Raw genomic sequence first — 17,243 nt, forward strand, 5'->3', positions numbered from 1 at the left:
GCGTCAATCTATAACCGGCAGCTAAACCTTAAAGGCAGCGTCTGCCTGTCCGTATCGCAATCCGGCAAAAGCCCCGACCTGGTCGCCGCCGCATCCGCCGCCAAGGCAGGCGGCGCCTTTGTGATCGCCCTGGTCAATGTCGAGGGATCCCCCCTTTCGGACGTCGCCGACCTGACCATTCCGCTGCGCGCTGGCCCCGAGCTTTCGGTCGCCGCGACCAAGAGCTTCATCGCCAGCCTGACCGCCATCGCCCATCTGGTCGCCGAATGGACCGAGGACGATGCCCTGCGTGCGGGCCTCGCTGCCCTGCCCGCCCAGCTTGAAGCCGCCTGGCGTCAGGACTGGAGCGCCGCCCTGCCCACGCTGAAGGCGGCCACCAACATGTATGTCGTCGGACGCGGCGGCGGCTTTGGCGCAGCGCGCGAGGCGGCCCTGAAGCTGAAGGAGACCTGCGGCCTGCACGCCGAGGCCTTCTCGACCGCCGAGGTGCGTCACGGCCCGATGGCCTTGGTCAAGACCGACTTCCCGGTGCTGATGCTGGCCCAGTCCGACGTCACCCGCGATGACGCCGAGGATCTGGCCAGCGCCTTCGCCGCGCGCGGCGCCAAGGTCATGCTGTCGGGCCATCCCGGCGATCCCCGTGTCATCAATCTGCCGACCACAGCAGGCCATCCGCTGCTGGAGCCGATCCTGCTGATCCAGAGCTTCTATGGCCTGGCCGCCCGACTGTCGGTCGCGCGCGGCTATGACCCCGACCAGCCCCCTTATCTCAACAAGGTGACCGAGACCGTCTGATGAAGCAGAAGCTGATCAACGGCCGCGTGCTGACGCCGGCCGGTCTTCAGGACGGTCTGGCCGTCGTCATTGAAAACGACAGGATCATCGCCGTCGGCCCCGCCGACGAAACCCCGGTTGGCGACGCGATCGACCTGCAGGGCCGCACCCTGACGCCCGGCTTCATCGACACCCAGGTCAACGGCGGCGGCGGCGTCCTGTTCAATGACGACACCAGCGTCGAGGGCATCGCGGCCATCGGCGCGGCGCACCGCCGTTTCGGCACGACCGGCTTCCTGCCCACCCTGATCAGCGACGATCTGGACGTCATCGACCGCGCCATCGACGCCGTAGAGGCCGCCATTGCCGCAGGCGTTCCCGGCGTGCTGGGCATCCATATCGAAGGCCCGTTCCTGAACGTGCGGCGCAAGGGTATCCACGACGCCTCCAAGTTCCGCGTATTGGAAGACGACTTCATCGAGCGCCTGACCCGCCTGAAAGGCGGACGCACCCTGATCACCCTGGCGCCCGAAACCACGACGCCGGAGCGGATCAGACGCCTGACCGAAAAGGGCGCACTGGTCGCCGCCGGTCACACCGACGCCGACTACGCCACCGCCCGCGCGGCCTTTGATGCGGGCGCGACCGGTGTGACCCACCTGTTCAACGCCATGTCCCAGCTTCAGAACCGTGCGCCCGGCGTCGTCGGCGCCGTGCTGGAGAACCAGACCGCCTATGCCGGGATCATCGTCGACGGCTTCCACGTCGACCCCGCCACCCTGAAGATCGCCCTGCGCTGCCGTCCGCACGACCGTTTCATGCTGGTCACCGACGCCATGCCCAGCGTCGGCGCCGACGCTGACCACTTCTTCCTGCACGGCCGCCGCATCACAGTAAAGGACGGCGTCTGCCGCGATGACGCAGGCGTTCTGGCCGGATCAGACCTCGACATGGCCGCCGCCGTCAAAAATACGGTCGAGCGCCTAGGCGTCGACCTGAGCACCGCCGTCAGCATGGCCTCCGCCGCCCCCGCCGCCTTCCTAGGAATGACCGACCAACGCGGCGCCATCGCACCGGGATATCTGGCCGACCTGACCCTGCTGAACGACGACTTCACAACGGCCCAGACCTGGATCAGCGGCATCGCCGCCGACTAGGCGGAAGGCTGCGACTTCAGGATTCGAGTGCCTGCGCTATCGTGCAGACACACCAATAGACATGCGTATTGCAGGCCGCGAACACATCGTAACGGCCAGCCACCAGCCCCATGCGCAGCAATCTGCATACACGAAATCTGGAATGCTGTGCCCTGGGCGGGTGTGCCAGAAAGGCATATTTTTTATAAGAAAATGGTGGACGCGACAGGGATTGAACCTGTGACCCCCTCGATGTCAACGAGGTGCTCTCCCGCTGAGCTACGCATCCGCCGGGCCCGCTCAGATATGTTCGTGAGCGGCAAGGGCGGTCGTATAGCTGCACGTTCCGCCCGTATCAAGCTGCTTTCGCGGCAAAATTACGATTTCTGAAAAACCCCTGTCTGACCAACCGTCAGGCGGCGACCATACGTTCGACTTCGTTGACCAGGTCACGCAGGTGGACCGGCTTGGACAGGACCTTGGCCTGGGGCGAGGCTTGGGCGGCGGTCAGGGCGACGGCGGCGAAGCCGGTGATGAACATGATGCGCAGGCCCGGCTGGCGGGCGGCGGCGACGCGGGCCACCTCGATCCCATCCGCACCCGGCATGACGATGTCGGTCAGCAGCAGGTCGTAGGGACCGTGCTCCAGGGCGTCGATGGCGTCGTCACCGTTCTCGCAGTCAATCACCTGATGACCAGCCCGCTCCAGCGCGCGCGTCAGGAATCCTCGCAGAGAACTGTCATCTTCAGCCAGAAGGATGCGCGCCATGTCGATTTTTCCCCAAGGACCAAGCCCTAAGGCTAGGCCCGCAACAGTAAACTGGCGATGAAATTCACCGGTCAGCCGACTTCCCTCCACAGCGAAACCCGCTATGCGGGGAATATGACCGAGGGCGCGGCCAGTTTCACCATCACCCGGCCGCCCGAGACGGCGCGCCCGATTCCGCTGGTGTTCGCCTCGCCCCACTCGGGCGACCACTATCCCGTCGACATGAACGCAGCGCCCAACCTGACGCAGCACAGCCTGCGCAGCGCAGAGGACGCCCTGGTCGCCAGCCTGGTTTCCAGCGGCCCGGCGCATGGCGCACCGCTGATCGAAAGCCGCATAGGCCGCGCCTATGTCGATCTGAACCGCGACCCGTCTGAACTGGACCCCGCCCTGATCAACGGCGTGGAAGGTCCAGTCGGCCTGAAGACCGCCGCGGGGTTCGGCGTCATTCCTCGTTTGGGCGGGGACGGCGCGCCGCTTTATGATCGCACCCTGTCACGCGCCGAGGCCGAACGTCGGATCGAGACGGCGCACGCCCCCTATCACACCGCCCTCAACGACCTGATGCAGACGACGCGCGCCAGACACGGACGCGCCATCCTGATCGACTGGCACTCAATGCCGTCGCGTGCGGTCGGCGCCGAGGTCGTGTTGGGCGACCGGCATGGATCATCTTGCGACGCCAGACTGACGCGGGCGCTGCGCGGCCTGTTCGAGGGACTGGGCTGGCGGGTGGCCCTGAACCACCCCTATGCCGGGGGCTGGTCCACCCACAGTTGGGGACGGCCTGAAGAGGGTTTTGAGGCGATCCAGATCGAAATCAGCCGCGGCCTCTATCTGGACGAGGCGGCCCTGACGCCCAACGCCGCCCATGACCGCACACGCAAGGCCCTGTCACGCGTGATCGCCGCTCTGTGTGCCCAAGACTGGGCCGACTGATCAGCGATAAGTCAAAAAAAAGCCGCGTCCGAGGACGCGGCATATAAAGTCTATAGGGAGGAAACGCCCAGGAAGGGCAAGACGCCCGGAGGCGTCGAAGGTCAATCTAGGTTGCGATGCACAATGGGTCAAGCCCAATCAGCGGTTTTGATGTCACGCTGTGTAACGGTTTTGCATTATTGTTATCGCTAACACCGTTCGGATTTGCAGGGCTTTGAATCCATTCATTTCGCAGTTGCGAAATGACGCTCCTAATCCCCCAGCAGACGACGGGCGCTGCGTATGGCGCGGGCGGCGGGCGAGGCCTCCTGGCGATAGATCAGCAGGCTGAACGAAGAGGCCACCCCCAAGGCCAGCCACAACGGCCCGAACAACCAGGCCGCCGCCGCCAGGGCGAAATAATAGCCCCGCACCCCCTGACTGAACGAGCTGAGCGCCGGGTTCAGCAACTGGGCCGCAGCGGCGCTGAACGCCTTTCGGTCCGTCTCATGATGGATTTCCGGCGCAGCGCCGATCATGGCCAGGGTGTAGTTCATCTGGCGCAGCGCCCAGATGAAGTCGAGGAAGCCACGCGCCAGACAGATCAGGACCAAGGCCAGCTTGGCCTCCAGCATCCGCACCGGCACCTGTTCGGCGCCGACGAAGGCGAACCCCTTCAGCGCCGCCTCGCCGCCAAACAATATGCCCGCGACAGCAGCGATCAGCAGCAGATTGGTGGAGGCGAAGAAGGAGGCCGAGTTGATCGAATGCCCCATCAGCTGGCTGTCGATCAGCTTCAGCTCCCGGTGCGTCATCGACGTCATCCACGCCCGGCGGACATGGATCATGTCATCATTAAGCGAACCGCCATGACGGCCGATGAACTTCAGGATCGGCCCGTAGCCAAGCCAGCAGATGAAAAACAGCGCCAGGGCGGCCCAATCGAACCAGGTCATTTCGTATGATTGGCCTCAGTCGCCATCGCCGCGCAAGCCCGTCGCCCAAAGTCGCGCTTGCCGTGACGGCCTGTGGGGCCTATCACCCCTCGCCCTTTGAATTTCGCAGTCGCAGCAGAAGATCGCCATGAACCTCGACGCCATTCCGGTCGGCCCCAACGCTCCCTGGGACGTCAACGTCGTCATCGAAATCCCGCAGGGCGGCCTGCCGGTGAAGTACGAGATGGACAAGGACTCCGGCGCCCTGTTCGTCGACCGCTTCCTGCACACCGCCATGTACTATCCGGGCAACTACGGCTTCATCCCGCACACCCTGTCGGATGACGGCGACCCCTGCGACGTGATCGTGCTGAACCCGACGCCGGTCGTTCCGGGCTGCGTCATCCGCTCGCGCCCCATCGGCGTGCTGCTGATGGAAGACGAAGCCGGCGGTGACGAGAAGATCCTGGCCGTGCCGGTCGACAAGCTGAACCCCTATTACACCGATGTCGCCAGCTATCGTCAGCTGCCGGCCATCCTGATCGAACAGATCGAACACTTCTTCACCCGCTACAAGGATCTGGAGAAGGGCAAGTCGGTCACCGTCAAGGGCTGGGGCGACGCAGGCGAAGCCGCCGCCCTGATCGAGGCGGGCATGAAGGCCCATCAGGACAAGCTGGCCAAGAAGGCCGCCAACGCCGCCTGATCCGGCGACGACAACGACAGACGTTAAAAGGCGCCCTCCACCCGGAGCGGCGCCTTTTTGCTGAGCAGCGCCGCAGCCCGGAAATGAAGAAGGGCATCAATCTCGCAGCGCGACGCCCTGCCCCCTCCCGCTTCACTTCATCGCGCCCTATCTGGACGACATGACTGATCTGTCCCCCCGCGAAATCGTTTCAGAACTCGATCGCTATATCGTCGGCCAGGATGACGCCAAGCGCGCCGTCGCCGTCGCCCTGCGCAACCGCTGGCGCAGGAAGCGCGTGCCGGAAGACCTGCGCGACGAGGTCACGCCCAAGAACATCCTGATGATCGGCCCGACGGGCGTGGGCAAGACCGAGATCGCGCGGCGTCTGGCCAAGCTGGCCGGATCGCCCTTCCTGAAGGTCGAGGCGACCAAGTTCACCGAGGTCGGCTATGTCGGCCGCGACGTGGATCAGATCATGCGTGATCTGGTCGAAAGCGCGCTGGTCATGGTGCGCGACCGCAGGCGCGGCGAGGTCCGGGCACGGGCCGAGGGCGCGGCGGAAGACCGTATTCTGGATGCCCTGGTCGGCCCCGGCTCAGGCCCCGCGACCCGCGACAGCTTCCGCAAGAAGCTGCGCGCCGGCGAACTGGACGACAAGGAGATCGAGATCGCCCTGGCCGACAACGCCTCGCCTGTGCAGGGATTGGACATTCCCGGCGGCAATGTCGGCCTGCTGAACCTGACCGAGATGCTAGGCAAGATGGGCGGCGGACGCACCAAGACGGTCAAGCTGACCGTGCGCGACGCCACCGCCCCCCTAATCGCCGAAGAAGGCGACAAGCTGCTGGATCAGGACAGCCTGACCAAAGAAGCCCTGATCCTGGCCGAAAACGAAGGCATCGTCTTCCTGGACGAGATAGACAAGGTGGCGGCCCGTCAGGGCGCCTCGGGCGGCGACGTGTCGCGCGAAGGGGTCCAGCGCGACCTGCTGCCCCTGATCGAAGGCACCACCGTCTCGACCAAATACGGGCCAGTGAAGACGGACCATGTGCTGTTCATCGCCTCCGGCGCCTTCCATGTGGCCAAGCCCTCGGATTTGCTGCCCGAGCTACAGGGCCGCCTGCCGATCCGGGTCGAGTTGAAGGCCCTGACGCGCGATGACTTCAAGCGCATCCTGACCGAGCCGGAAGCCAACCTGATCCGTCAGAACCAGGCCCTGCTCGCGACGGAAGAAGTCACCCTGACCTTCACCGACGATGCGGTCGAGGCCCTGGCCGATGCAGCGGTGGCGGCCAACTCCGCCGTCGAGAACATCGGTGCGCGCAGACTTCAGACCGTGCTGGAGCGGGTGCTGGAGGAAACCAGCTTCAAGGCCTCTGACCTGTCGGGCCAGACCATCAGCTTTGACGGCGCCGCCGTGCGTGAAAAGCTGAACGCCCTGACCAAGGACGTGGACCTGAGCCGCTTCATCCTGTGATCGATCAACCCCGCTGTCGCCGCCGTCTGCGCAGACGTTCGGCGACAGCGGCGGCCTGACGCTGGGTGTAGGCCAGGGCGGCGGGGTTCTTGCGCCGCGCGCCCACGCCGTCGGCGACCTTGGCCCCGCGCTCCCCGATCGGCTTGGCCTTGCCGGTCGTGGTGTCCACCGCCGTCTGATGCTCGATCTCGGCGTTCAGGGCGGCGCCCATCAGGATCACCTGCACCGACAGCCAGGTCCACAGCAGGAAACCCATGATGGCCGCCAGCGGGCCGTAGCTGTCCGTCCGCACGAAATTGTTCAGGTACCAGCTGAACACGAACGACAGGGTCACACTGACCACGGCGGCGAAGATTGCGCCCGGCGTCAGCCAGCGCCAGCGCGCCTTTTCCCGGCAGGGCGCCAGCCGATAGATCAGGGTCAGGGCGGCCACATAGCCGACCAGCAGGATCGGCCAGCGCAGGGGGGCGAACAGGCCCCATTCCTCCTCCAGCCCGAACAGCTTGACCACCACCGGCACGCCGACCACCAGACCCGACGACACCAGCACCGCCACCAGGCCCCCGATGGTGAAGCCCATGCACAGCAGGTTGTAACGAACGATATTGCGCTTCTCGACCTCGTGATAGGCGACGTTGATGCCGTAGAAGAGCATCTTCACCGCCCCGTTCGCCGTCCACAGCGACAGCAGCAGGGTCCAGATCAGGGTGAAGGTCAGCTGCCCGTTCGAGTTCTCGGCCAGACGCTGCATCTGCGCGCCGAGGAACTCGGCGATGCTGTCGGGCAGGATCGAATAGAGGAAATGCAGCCGACCCCAGGCATCCGCCGGGTTGGCGAACAGGCCGTACAGGGTCACGAACGTACCCATCAGCGGGAACAGCGACAGCAGGGTGAAGAAGGTCACGCCGCCCGAGACAAAGCCCACGCGATTGCTGAAATAGGACGAGACCGCTCGCCAAAGAATATCGGTCCAGCCCTTGCGGGGGATCTGTTCCGGGCGTTGGGCCATGCGGCCACGACCCGGCTCCTCGGCCTCGAAATCCTCAGGCGTCGGGGGAGCGGGCGGCGGCTCAGCCGGCCTCTCCAGCCGCAGGTCGACCCCGACCCTGTGCCCCTGCGTGTAGAGGAGGTGCGCAGCGCCCGCCCCCGCAGCCAGCCCGCCCGCCGCCGCGACGACGAACTGCCAAAGCCCCCTCGGGCCTCCGCGTGAGCCTCGCCCGGAGCGAGGGGACGAAAACAGACGACGGATGAGGTCGACGCTGGAAGTCTTTGATTTGGCCATCAGACGGCGAACGGCGAGGCCGCCGACGCGTTCCACGCCCAACTTGAAATCGCCGCCGTGAAGGGCCAATCAATCGCCATGACCACCGAACCTCTCTCTCCCAAGCCCGCCGACGGCGCCGCAACCCTGCTGACCGTCTGGAAGTCCGCGCAGGCCAAGCTGAAGGCTGGCCGCATCGACAGCCCCGCCATCGACGCCCGCCTGCTGCTTGAGGCCGCCGCCGACGCCAGCCGCATGGACATTCTGACAGATCCTTACAGGGTCATCACAGAGCAGCAGCAGGCCGCCTATGAAACCATGGTCGAACGCCGCCTGAAACGCGAGCCTGTTTCGCGCATCATCGGCAAGAAGGGCTTCTGGAAGATCATCCTGAACGTCACGCCCGACGTGCTCAGCCCGCGCCCGGACACCGAGACCATCATGGACATCGCCATGCTGGCCTTCACGCCGCAGGAACGGTTCACCGCCATCGACCTGGGCACCGGCTCGGGCGCCATCCTGCTGGCCCTGCTCACCGAGCGGACAGGCGCGACCGGCGTCGGCACCGACATCTCCAGCGAGGCCCTGGCCGTCGCCAAGGAGAACGCTGCGAATCTGGACCTGAACGACCGCGCCACCTTCCTGCGCACCGAATGGGCGGCGGGCTTTGGCGACGCCAGCTTTGATCTGGTCATGTCCAACCCGCCCTATATCCCGACCGACCATATCGCCGGTCTCGACCCGGAAGTGCGCGACCATGATCCGCATCTGGCGCTGGACGGCGGCCCGGACGGCCTTCAGGCCTATCGTGACCTCGCGCCCGAGATCAAACGTATCCTCAAGCCCTTGGGCGTCTTCGCCGTCGAGATCGGCTGGGATCAGGGCCCGCAGGTCAAAGAACTGTTCGAGGCGGTCGGCTTCACCGATGTGAAGATCATCAAGGATCTGGGCGAACGCGACCGCGTGGTCACCAACGGCCCCAACCCCCGCACCAACCCGATTCCGCAGGCGTAATGATCCGCTTTGGTCATCCTCCGGTCGGCGCACGCCCCGGAGGATGACGCATCAGGCCGCGTGCAGTTCCTGCTTCACGCGTTCGGCCAGGGTCTTGATGTCGAGCGGCTTGGGCAGGAAGGAGACACCGACTTCGTCCTGAAGCAGGTCGGAGAAGTCGCTTTCGGCATAGCCGGAGATGAACATCACCGGCGCATCGCCCAGATACTGGCGCGCCTTTTTCAGCAGGGACGGGCCGTCCAGGCCGGGCATGATGACATCGGAGATCATCATGTCGATCTGACCCGCATGTTCCTCGGCAAGGATCAGGGCCTCTTCACCGTCGCAGGCCTCGATCACCTCATAGCCCCGCTGGCGCAGCAGGCGGGCGGCGATGCCGCGCACGGCGTCTTCGTCCTCGACGAACAGGATGCGCCCGGCGCCGGACAGGTCACGCGGCGCCTTGACCTTGACCTCGACCGGCTGGACCTCGGCCAGTTCCGCCTCGCCCGCAGCGGGCAGGAAGATGCGGAAGGCGGCGCCTTTTCCTTCGATATTGCTGACGGTGATATGGCCGCCCGCCTGCTGGGCGATGCCATAGACGGTGGCCAGCCCCATGCCGGTGCCCTCGTTCACCGCCTTGGTGGTGAAGAAGGGTTCGAAAATCTTGTCGACCAGTTCGAACGGCACGCCGGGGCCGGTGTCCGACACCTCGATCAGAGCCACCTCGTCCGTCGTCGCCCCCGCCCAGCCCAGGCCGCGCGCCTCATCGCCCGTCAGACGGCGCGTGGTGATGGTGACGACGGCGTCGCCCGGCTCGACCACGCCGCGCATGGCGTCGCGGGCGTTGACCGCCAGGTTCATGACGGCGGTCTCCAACTGGGACTTGTCCGCCAGCACCACCGGCAGGTCGCGGCCGTAGTCCGTCTCCAGCCGCACGTCTTCGCGCAGCAGGCGGCGCAGCAGGATGGAGAACTCGCCCACCAGTTCGCCCAGATCCAGACGCTCACGTCGCACAGTCGACTTGCGCGAGAAGGCCAGAAGCTTGCGCACCAGATCAGCGGCGCGGATGGCTGTCTGGCGGATTTCGTTCAGTCCCTCATAGGAGGGGTCGCCGACGGGATGCCGCTCCAGAAGGCCCGACAGCTGTAGCTGGATCGCGGTCAGCAGGTTGTTGAAGTCATGGGCCACGCCCCCGGCCAGCTGGCCCACGGCCTGCATCTTCTGGGCCTGCGAAAGCTGCAGCTCCATCGACTTCTGGGCCGAGACATCGAACAGCCAGATGCGGCGCTTGTCGCCCTCGGGCGCCACATACAGATGCAGCATCTTGTCGGGAAAGGCGCGGGCGACCAGTTCGATAGGACCCGACGCGCCCGAGGCCAGACGCGCCCGCGCCTCGGTCACGCCGCCGAGCTCGAACAGATGACCAAAGGCGGCGTCGCCCGCAGCGCCGGGGCAGGTCAACACGGCCAGAGCCGCATTGGCGTCCTCCGCACGGCCCGCGAACAGGTCCTCGCCGCCGATGACCGCCGACCCGAAGGGCGCGCCCGCCGCCATGGCCCGAGCCTCGCCGGAGACGGAGGCCACGGCCTGTGCGGGCGCTGCGGCCATGGGCAGGACGGCGTCAGGGGCCGCGCGCATCAGATAACGCCCCTGCCCTGCCTGGCCGATCACCACCTCGATCTCGCGCTCGCCGATCTGGACGATGGCGTGGCCCGGCTGACCCTGACGGGCCTGGGCGAAGGCCATGTAAAGAGCCTGGGCCGACTTGCCACGCGGCAGGGCCGTGGTCGTGCCGTTGGCCTCGGCCCAGGCCCCGTTGAAGGCCAGCACCTGGCCGGAATCCCAGACCAGGGCCGCAGGCTCGGCCATGGCGTCCAGCATGTCGATGACCGCGTCGGTCGATCCCTTGGGCGTCTCGGCTCGACGGAAGGCGAACAGGCCGATCAGGGCGATCAGGCCCACGGTCAGGATCAGGATCAGCCCCGGCGCCGAGGTCGGATTCGTGCGGAACGCCGGATAGGCCAGGGCGCCCACCGCCACGACGAACCCAAGGGCCATCACGATCAGCATCGGATCGAACGGAAGGCGACGGGTGGACGTCATGCGGCCTCGCGAATCAGTGGTCGGATCATACGCTGAAATCCTGACGCCTTCTTACCGACGCTTACGCGACTGGAAGACGAAGCCGATGATCTTGGCGGCGGCGTCGAAATGCTCGCGCGGAATGACCTCGTCGACCTCGACCGTCGCATAGAGAGCGCGGGCCAGGGGCACGTTCTCGACGATCGGCACGCCGTGCTCGGTCGCGACTTCCCGGATGCGCAGGGCCAGGGCGTCGACGCCCTTGGCCACGCAGATGGGCGCGCCGTCGCCCTGATCCGGCTCATAGCGCAGCGCCACCGAATAGTGGGTCGGGTTGGTGACGATGACAGTGGCCTTGGGCACATTGGCCATCATCCGCTGGCGGCTGCGCTGCATGCGGATCTGCTTCAGCTTGGCCTTGACGTGGGGGTCGCCCTCGGACTGCTTGTAGTCTTCCTTCAGCTCTTCCTTGGTCATCCGCATCCGCTTGGCGAAGCGCAGCTTCTGCCAGATGAAGTCGGCGCCCGCCGTCGCCGCCAGCAGGATCAGGGCCGCAAAGAACAGCTTCATGGCCATGTCCCGCGCCAGCGGCAGCAGGTCGGCGGGGCTCATGCCCACCATGTTCTCGAACTCGCGCGCATGGGGCTTCAACGCGAACCAGCAGACGGCGCAGACGGCCGTCAACTTCAGGAAGGTCTTGACGAACTGCATCAGTCCGTCCGGCCCATAGATGCGCTTGAACCCGCTCAGCGGACTGATCGACGACCATTTGGGCTTCAGCTTCTCGGCGGTGAAGACCAGGCCGGACTGGGCGACATTGCCGCCGACGCCGCCGATGATGGTGGCCAGCATGATCGCGCCCAGAAACGGCGCCATGGCCCACAGGGCCTTGCCCATGATCTGATTGCCCGCCCCCGCATTCAACACGCCCAGCATCTGATGCGGCGAGGCGATGAAGGGGACCATCTGCTCGGCGATGGATGAGGCGAACCAGCCGCCTGCCCCCAGAATGACCGCCGCCGCCCCCGCCAGCGACATGACCTGGGCGACATCCGGCGACTTGGCAGAGTCACCCTTCTTGCGCGCGTCGGCAAGTTTTCGCGGGGTGGCCTCTTCTGTTTTCGACTCGGGATCGGCGCCTTCAGCCACCAATGCCTCCTGAGACGAAGACGTCCGCCAGACGGCGGTAACGGTCGATGAAGACGGTCCCCAGCGCGCCCAGGCTGAGCGCAAAGATCGACAGGCCCAGGATCACGCTCAGCGGCGCAGCAGCGAAATAGACCTGGAACGACGGCATGACCCGCGCGATCAGGCCGGACGCCAGATTGAAGATCAGGGCGAACACCAGAACCGGCGCCGCCAGTTGCACCCCCAACAGGAAACTGTCGCCCAGGGTCCGCACGGCCATGGTGGTGAAATCGCTCATCACCAGGGGCTGGGCCGGGGCGATCAGCCGGTAGGAGCCCACCATGCCGGCGATGAACAGGTGATGGGTGTTGGTGGCGAACAGCAGGGTCACGCCCAGCAGGGTCAGGAAGGCCGCCAGGGTCGTGCCCGGCTGGGCCTGCATCGGGTTGGCGGTCTGGGAGAAGCTGAGGGTCGTCTGCAGCGAGATGATCTCGCCCGCCGTGGTCAGGGCCGACATGAACATGCGCAGCAGCAGGCCGATCATCAGGCCCACGACCACCTCATGAATGATCCATCCCGCCATGCCGCCCACCGTATCGGGCAGGCCCGGCAGGGTGGTCCGCACCACCGGCCACAGCGCCAGAGAGATGATCAGGGCCAGGGACAGCCGCACCCGCGGGGGAACATAGGCCTCGCCGAAACCGGGAAGCAGCATCAGGATCGCCCCGATGCGGGCGAAGATCAGACCGCCGGCCCAGACCTGATCGGCGGTCGCATAGGCTTCCACTACATGCCCGCGATGCGCGCGGCGATCTGGCGCATGAAGCCGCCCAGAAGCGCCCCCATCAAAGGCAGGAACAGCAGCAGCGAAACAAAGATGGCGATGATCTTGGGCGCATAGATCAGGGTCTGTTCCTGAATCTGGGTCAGGGCCTGAAACAGGCCGATGACCACGCCAACCACCAGACCGACCAGCAGGATCGGCAGGCACAGTTGGATCGTCAGCCAGATGGCGTCGCGGCCAATATCCAGAACTTCCGCGCCGTTCATCGCCCTGCGCTCCCGCAATTCACTGGCCTAAAATACTGGGCAGAAAATGCCGGGAGGATGGTTAACGAGACGCTAACTGTTTCGCCTGGTTTTGAACCTTCGATGGAATTTCAGGCCTCGACCACCTCGCCGTCCTCCTTGGTGAAGCGGGCGACGGGGTTGGAAAGAAGATCGAACACCAGTTCGGATGGGCGGCACAGGCAGGTGCCCCTGTCCGAGACGACGATGGGACGGTTCACGATCACCGGGTAGGCGATCATGGCGGCGATGATCGTTTCATCATCCACGCCTTCGTCGAACAGGCCCAGCGCGCGAGCGGGCGTGCCCTTGTCGCGGATCAGGCTGCGGATCGGCGCACCGATCTGCGCGGCCAGAGACTGCAGCAGTTCCGCCGTCCAACCGACCAGAAGATAGTCAACGACCACAGGCACCTCACCCGACGCCCGGATCATGGCCAGGGTGTTGCGCGAGGTGCCGCAGGCCGGGTTGTGATAGATGACGATGCTCATGATAACGCTCTGTTCTTAAGACGTCGGACGCGAGCGCCGGATTCGTACCAGGGCTTGGACCGGTTCACGATCGCGACGACCGACAGCATGACCGGCACCTCGATCAGCACGCCGACGACTGTGGCCAGGGCTGCGCCAGACTGGATGCCGAACAGGCTGATCGCCGCCGCGACCGACAGTTCAAAGAAGTTGCTGGCCCCGATCAGGGCCGATGGTCCCGCGATGCTATGGCGCTCTCCCACCGTGCGGTTCAGCAGATAGGCCAGACCCGAGTTGAAATTGACCTGGATCAGGATTGGAACCGCCAGAAGTCCGATGACGAGCGGCTGGCTCAGCAGCTTCTCGCCCTGAAACCCGAACAGCAGGATCAGGGTGACCAGCAGGGCCGCCAGTGACACCGGCTGGAAAAGACGGGCCGCGCGCTCGAGCGCAGCAGATGACCGGCGCAGCAACAGCCCCCGGATTGTCTGGGCGATCACGACCGGCACCACGATATAGAGGCCCACCGACAGGGCCAGGGTGTTCCATGGCACGGTGATGGACGACAGGCCCAGCAACAGGGCGACAATGGGGGCGAAGGCCACGATCATGATCGCGTCGTTCAGGGCGACCTGAGACAGGGTGAAGTTGGGATCGCCCCGGGTCAGATTGCTCCAGACGAACACCATGGCCGTACAGGGCGCCGCCGCCAGCAGGATCAGACCCGCGACATAGCTGTGGATCTCATCCGGCGGCAGAAGCGGGCGAAACAGGACGGACAGAAACAGCCAGGCCAGAACCGCCATCGAGAACGGCTTCACCGCCCAGTTGATGAATAGGGTCACCCCGATGCCGCGCCAATGACGCCCGACCTGACGCAAGGCGGCGAAGTCCACCTTCAGCAGCATCGGAATGATCATCAGCCAGATCAGCACCGCGACCGGCAGATTGACCGAGGCGACCTCCAGCCCCGCCAGAGACGCGAACAAGCCGGGTGCGACCGCCCCCAGCGTCACGCCGACCATGATGCAGCCCAACACCCAGAGCGTCAGATAGCGTTCGAAGATCGACATGGCCCCGCCCTACTGACCGTCGTCGGGCGGACAGCAGACCGCCCGGTTCACGACATCGCTTAGCGGCGCGCACACGGCGGGCGAACCCTGACAGCAGTCCTCCATCAGATAGGCCAAGAGCGCACCCATCCGGCAATAGTCGGCGGCGTAGATGATGGAGCGCCCGTCGCGCACGGCGGTCGTCAGGCCTGCGCGCGTCAGGATGTTCAGATTGTTCGACAGGGTGCTGGCGGCCATGCCTACCGCTTCGCCCAGTCTGCCCGCCGCCAGACCTTGCGGCCCCGCACGAACCAGGGCCCGAAAGATGTTCAGTCGCCCGTCGTGCGCCAGGGCGCCGAGGGCCTCGACGGCCGATTTCATTTCCATACTTCACAAATAATCGAAATATTGGCAAATGGGAAGTCATGACCGATCTTCGCGCACTCGAAACCGCCTTCGCCGACCGCCCGAACCTGGAGCGTCTGCAACCGACAGACTTCGCCCATCCGCCGCGCTTCCTGCTGCTGTACGGATCGTTGCGCGAACGCTCCTTCAGCCGCCTGATGATCGAAGAGGCGGACCGGCTGTTACGCAGCTTCGGCGCCGAAACCCGCATCTTTGACCCCCGTGACCTGCCCCAGCCGGACAGTGTCGATCCATCCCACCCGAAGGTTCAGGAACTGCGCGCGGCGTCACTGTGGTCCGAAGGTCAGGTCTGGTGCAGCCCTGAACGGCACGGCGCCATGACCAGCATCTTCAAGTCCCAGATCGACTGGCTGCCGCTGGAAAGCGCAGGCGTCCGGCCGACGCAGGGACGGACCCTGGCGGTGATGCAGGTGAACGCAGGCTCCCAATCCTTCAACACGGTCAACCAGTTGCGGGTCCTGGGCCGCTGGATGCGGATGATCACCATTCCGAACCAGTCCTCGGTCGCCAAGGCCTTCAACGAGTTCGATGAAGACGGGCGCATGAAGCCCTCACCCTATTACGACCGGCTGGTGGACGTGATCGAGGAACTGTACAAATTCACCCTACTGACGCGCGGGCGGGCCGACTATCTGGTGGACCGCTACAGCGAGCGAAAGGAGACGGGCCGTTCGCCCGCCGCCGACAGTCTGGCCGACGCGGTTCCGGCGACCTCCTCCTGAAACTGTCTGTTCACCGCCGGAAAGCGCAGACGAAGCCCTCCCATTCCCCGACCAGCCTCGCTATGTAGGCGGCCATGACCGATACGCCCTCCAAGCCCTCCGTCTCCCAGGCCGAAGCCGAAGCCGCCGTCCGCACCCTGATCCAGTGGGCGGGCGACAATCCCGACCGCGAGGGTCTGCTGGAGACGCCTGCGCGGGTGGCGCGCAGCTATCGCGAACTGTTCGAAGGCTATGAGACGGACCCTCTGTCCTATCTGGAGAAGACCTTCGAGGAGACGGGCGGCTACGACCAACTGGTGGTGCTGAAGGACATCCGTTTCGTCAGCTTCTGCGAGCACCACATGCTGCCGGTCGTGGGCAAGGCGCACGTCGCCTATCTGCCGACCGACCGGGTCGTGGGCATCTCCAAGCTGGCGCGCGTGGTGCGCGGTTTCGCCCGTCGCCTGCAGATTCAAGAGAAGATGACCTCTGAGATCGCCGAGGCCATCCAGACCGTCCTGCGCCCCCACGGCGTCGGCGTGGTCATCGAGGCCGAGCACTCCTGCATGACCCTGCGCGGCGTAAATGCGCCGGGCGCCAGCCTGTCGACCAGCCACCTGATCGGCGTGGTCCGCGACGATCCCCGCACCCGCGAGGAGTTCCTGCGTCTGGTGCGCGGCTAGGATTCACCATTCCGGCAGGGGATTGGTCCACCTTTTGCGTCCATACAGGCAGAGGAGGCGGATCTGATGCCCTGGACGCTGATTTCGACCCGGAATGACACAACGCCGATCGCGCGTGGCGGCTGGTTGGACGCCCTGCGTTTCATCGTGGCCTTCCTGATCATCCTGCACCACTTCCAGGCCGCCGGTCCGTTCCCGCTGGCCGAGCACCTGCATCCGGTGTTCGAGCGCGGCGGCTTCCTGCTGACCAACTTCTTCCTGATCGATTCCGGCTATGTGCTGATGCGCGTCTATGGCGCGGCGGTGGACAAGGGCCGGATGTCGCCGACGGACTTCTTCCTGAAACGCTTCCTGCGCGTCACCCCTGCCCACCTGATCATGGGCCTGTCGCTGGTGGCGCTGGTGCTGCTGAGCACGGCGGCCGGCGTTGCGCCGCGCAATCCCGAATGGTTCCGCTGGGACCAACTGCCTGCGCAGCTTCTGCTGCTGCAATCCTATGGCGTCTACGGCGGTCTGGGCTGGAATGCGCCGACCTGGTCCATCTCGGCCCTGATCGGCTGCTACCTGTGCTTCCCGTGGATCATCCGCGGCCTGATGCGTCTGGGTCCGTGGGCGGCGCTGGCGACCGGGATCGGCGCCTATCTGGTCGCCAATCAGCTGTGCTGGAGCCTGCTGGGCT

At 65.5% G+C, this 17,243-nt stretch carries 19 protein-coding genes and 1 tRNA gene; 9 read left to right on the top strand and 11 right to left on the bottom strand.

What is annotated here, in order from left to right:
* Both QZ281_RS01265 and nagA read left to right on the top strand, forming a co-directional pair.
* Positions 1-795 (top strand): SIS domain-containing protein (locus tag QZ281_RS01265; protein ID WP_292223770.1); only part of this gene is annotated, 795 nt, incomplete at its 5' end.
* The gene (gene nagA / locus QZ281_RS01270) at positions 795-1,931 is read left to right on the top strand and encodes an N-acetylglucosamine-6-phosphate deacetylase (protein ID WP_292223772.1); all 1,137 of its coding nucleotides are present in this window, start codon (positions 795-797) and stop codon (positions 1,929-1,931) included. The genes QZ281_RS01265 and nagA, both read left to right, overlap by 1 nt.
* Positions 1,932-2,124: 193 nt before the next feature.
* Here nagA and QZ281_RS01275 read toward each other — a convergent pair.
* Together QZ281_RS01275 and cpdR are read right to left on the bottom strand one after the other, a co-directional pair.
* Positions 2,125-2,199 (bottom strand) — tRNA-Val (locus QZ281_RS01275).
* Positions 2,200-2,322: 123 nt separating this feature from the next.
* A complete protein-coding gene (cpdR, locus tag QZ281_RS01280) occupies positions 2,323-2,679 on the bottom strand; it encodes a cell cycle two-component system response regulator CpdR (protein ID WP_054764657.1) in 357 nt (118 codons plus the stop codon).
* Positions 2,680-2,793: 114 nt separating this feature from the next.
* Here cpdR and QZ281_RS01285 point away from each other — a divergent pair, with 114 nt between their 5' ends.
* Positions 2,794-3,618, top strand: coding sequence for an N-formylglutamate amidohydrolase (locus tag QZ281_RS01285; RefSeq protein WP_292223774.1), 825 nt, complete (start codon positions 2,794-2,796; stop codon positions 3,616-3,618).
* A 251-nt stretch (positions 3,619-3,869) separates the two neighbouring features.
* Here QZ281_RS01285 and QZ281_RS01290 read toward each other — a convergent pair whose 3' ends face one another.
* Positions 3,870-4,553, bottom strand: coding sequence for a DUF599 family protein (locus QZ281_RS01290; RefSeq protein ID WP_292223776.1), 684 nt, complete (start codon positions 4,551-4,553; stop codon positions 3,870-3,872).
* A gap of 127 nt (positions 4,554-4,680) precedes the next feature.
* Between QZ281_RS01290 and ppa the strand changes: the two genes are divergently transcribed.
* Together ppa and hslU are read left to right on the top strand one after the other, a co-directional pair.
* The gene (ppa, locus tag QZ281_RS01295; RefSeq protein WP_292223777.1) at positions 4,681-5,238 is read left to right on the top strand and encodes an inorganic diphosphatase; all 558 of its coding nucleotides are present in this window, start codon (positions 4,681-4,683) and stop codon (positions 5,236-5,238) included.
* A gap of 160 nt (positions 5,239-5,398) precedes the next feature.
* Complete coding sequence (gene hslU / locus QZ281_RS01300) at positions 5,399-6,697, top strand: ATP-dependent protease ATPase subunit HslU (protein WP_292223779.1); 1,299 nt, start codon at positions 5,399-5,401, stop codon at positions 6,695-6,697.
* 4 nt (positions 6,698-6,701) lie between these two features.
* On the opposite strand, the gene QZ281_RS01305 is transcribed toward hslU, so the two are convergent.
* Positions 6,702-8,048, bottom strand: coding sequence for a YihY/virulence factor BrkB family protein (locus QZ281_RS01305; RefSeq protein WP_292223782.1), 1,347 nt, complete (start codon positions 8,046-8,048; stop codon positions 6,702-6,704).
* Positions 8,049-8,057: 9 nt separating this feature from the next.
* Here QZ281_RS01305 and prmC point away from each other — a divergent pair, with 9 nt between their 5' ends.
* Positions 8,058-8,972, top strand: a complete 915-nt coding sequence (gene prmC, locus QZ281_RS01310; RefSeq protein ID WP_292223784.1) for a peptide chain release factor N(5)-glutamine methyltransferase — start codon at positions 8,058-8,060, stop codon at positions 8,970-8,972.
* A gap of 51 nt (positions 8,973-9,023) precedes the next feature.
* Here prmC and cckA read toward each other — a convergent pair whose 3' ends face one another.
* The 7 genes from cckA to QZ281_RS01345 form a co-directional block, all read right to left on the bottom strand.
* Positions 9,024-11,057 carry a cell cycle histidine kinase CckA gene (cckA, locus tag QZ281_RS01315; RefSeq protein ID WP_292223785.1) on the bottom strand — a complete coding sequence of 678 codons (2,034 nt, stop codon included), beginning with the start codon at positions 11,055-11,057 and terminating at the stop codon, positions 9,024-9,026.
* A gap of 51 nt (positions 11,058-11,108) precedes the next feature.
* A complete protein-coding gene (gene flhB / locus QZ281_RS01320; protein ID WP_292223788.1) occupies positions 11,109-12,185 on the bottom strand; it encodes a flagellar biosynthesis protein FlhB in 1,077 nt (358 codons plus the stop codon).
* Positions 12,178-12,951, bottom strand: a complete 774-nt coding sequence (gene fliR / locus QZ281_RS01325; protein ID WP_292223790.1) for a flagellar biosynthetic protein FliR — start codon at positions 12,949-12,951, stop codon at positions 12,178-12,180. The genes flhB and fliR overlap by 8 nt, the downstream gene beginning before the upstream one ends.
* Positions 12,951-13,214: a flagellar biosynthesis protein FliQ gene (fliQ, locus tag QZ281_RS01330; RefSeq protein ID WP_292223793.1), complete on the bottom strand. Its 264-nt coding sequence runs from the start codon at positions 13,212-13,214 to the stop codon at positions 12,951-12,953. Before fliQ ends, fliR begins: the two co-directional genes overlap by 1 nt.
* A 110-nt stretch (positions 13,215-13,324) precedes the next feature.
* Positions 13,325-13,723, bottom strand: a complete 399-nt coding sequence (locus QZ281_RS01335; RefSeq protein WP_292223795.1) for an arsenate reductase family protein — start codon at positions 13,721-13,723, stop codon at positions 13,325-13,327.
* A complete protein-coding gene (gene arsB / locus QZ281_RS01340) occupies positions 13,720-14,775 on the bottom strand; it encodes an ACR3 family arsenite efflux transporter (RefSeq protein ID WP_292223797.1) in 1,056 nt (351 codons plus the stop codon). Before arsB ends, QZ281_RS01335 begins: the two co-directional genes overlap by 4 nt.
* Positions 14,776-14,784: 9 nt before the next feature.
* Positions 14,785-15,141 carry a helix-turn-helix transcriptional regulator gene (locus tag QZ281_RS01345; protein ID WP_292223799.1) on the bottom strand — a complete coding sequence of 119 codons (357 nt, stop codon included), beginning with the start codon at positions 15,139-15,141 and terminating at the stop codon, positions 14,785-14,787.
* Positions 15,142-15,179: 38 nt separating this feature from the next.
* On the opposite strand from QZ281_RS01345, the gene arsH reads away from it, so the two are divergent.
* The 3 genes from arsH to QZ281_RS01360 all read left to right on the top strand — a co-directional run.
* Complete coding sequence (gene arsH, locus QZ281_RS01350; protein ID WP_292223801.1) at positions 15,180-15,902, top strand: arsenical resistance protein ArsH; 723 nt, start codon at positions 15,180-15,182, stop codon at positions 15,900-15,902.
* A gap of 74 nt (positions 15,903-15,976) precedes the next feature.
* Complete coding sequence (gene folE, locus QZ281_RS01355) at positions 15,977-16,564, top strand: GTP cyclohydrolase I FolE (protein ID WP_292223802.1); 588 nt, start codon at positions 15,977-15,979, stop codon at positions 16,562-16,564.
* 66 nt (positions 16,565-16,630) lie between these two features.
* On the top strand, positions 16,631-17,243 hold a 613-nt coding region (locus QZ281_RS01360; RefSeq protein WP_292223805.1), incomplete at its 3' end, for an acyltransferase.

Origin of the sequence: Brevundimonas sp., assembly GCF_018608325.1 — a bacterium.
In the GTDB taxonomy this organism is placed as follows: domain Bacteria; phylum Pseudomonadota; class Alphaproteobacteria; order Caulobacterales; family Caulobacteraceae; genus Brevundimonas.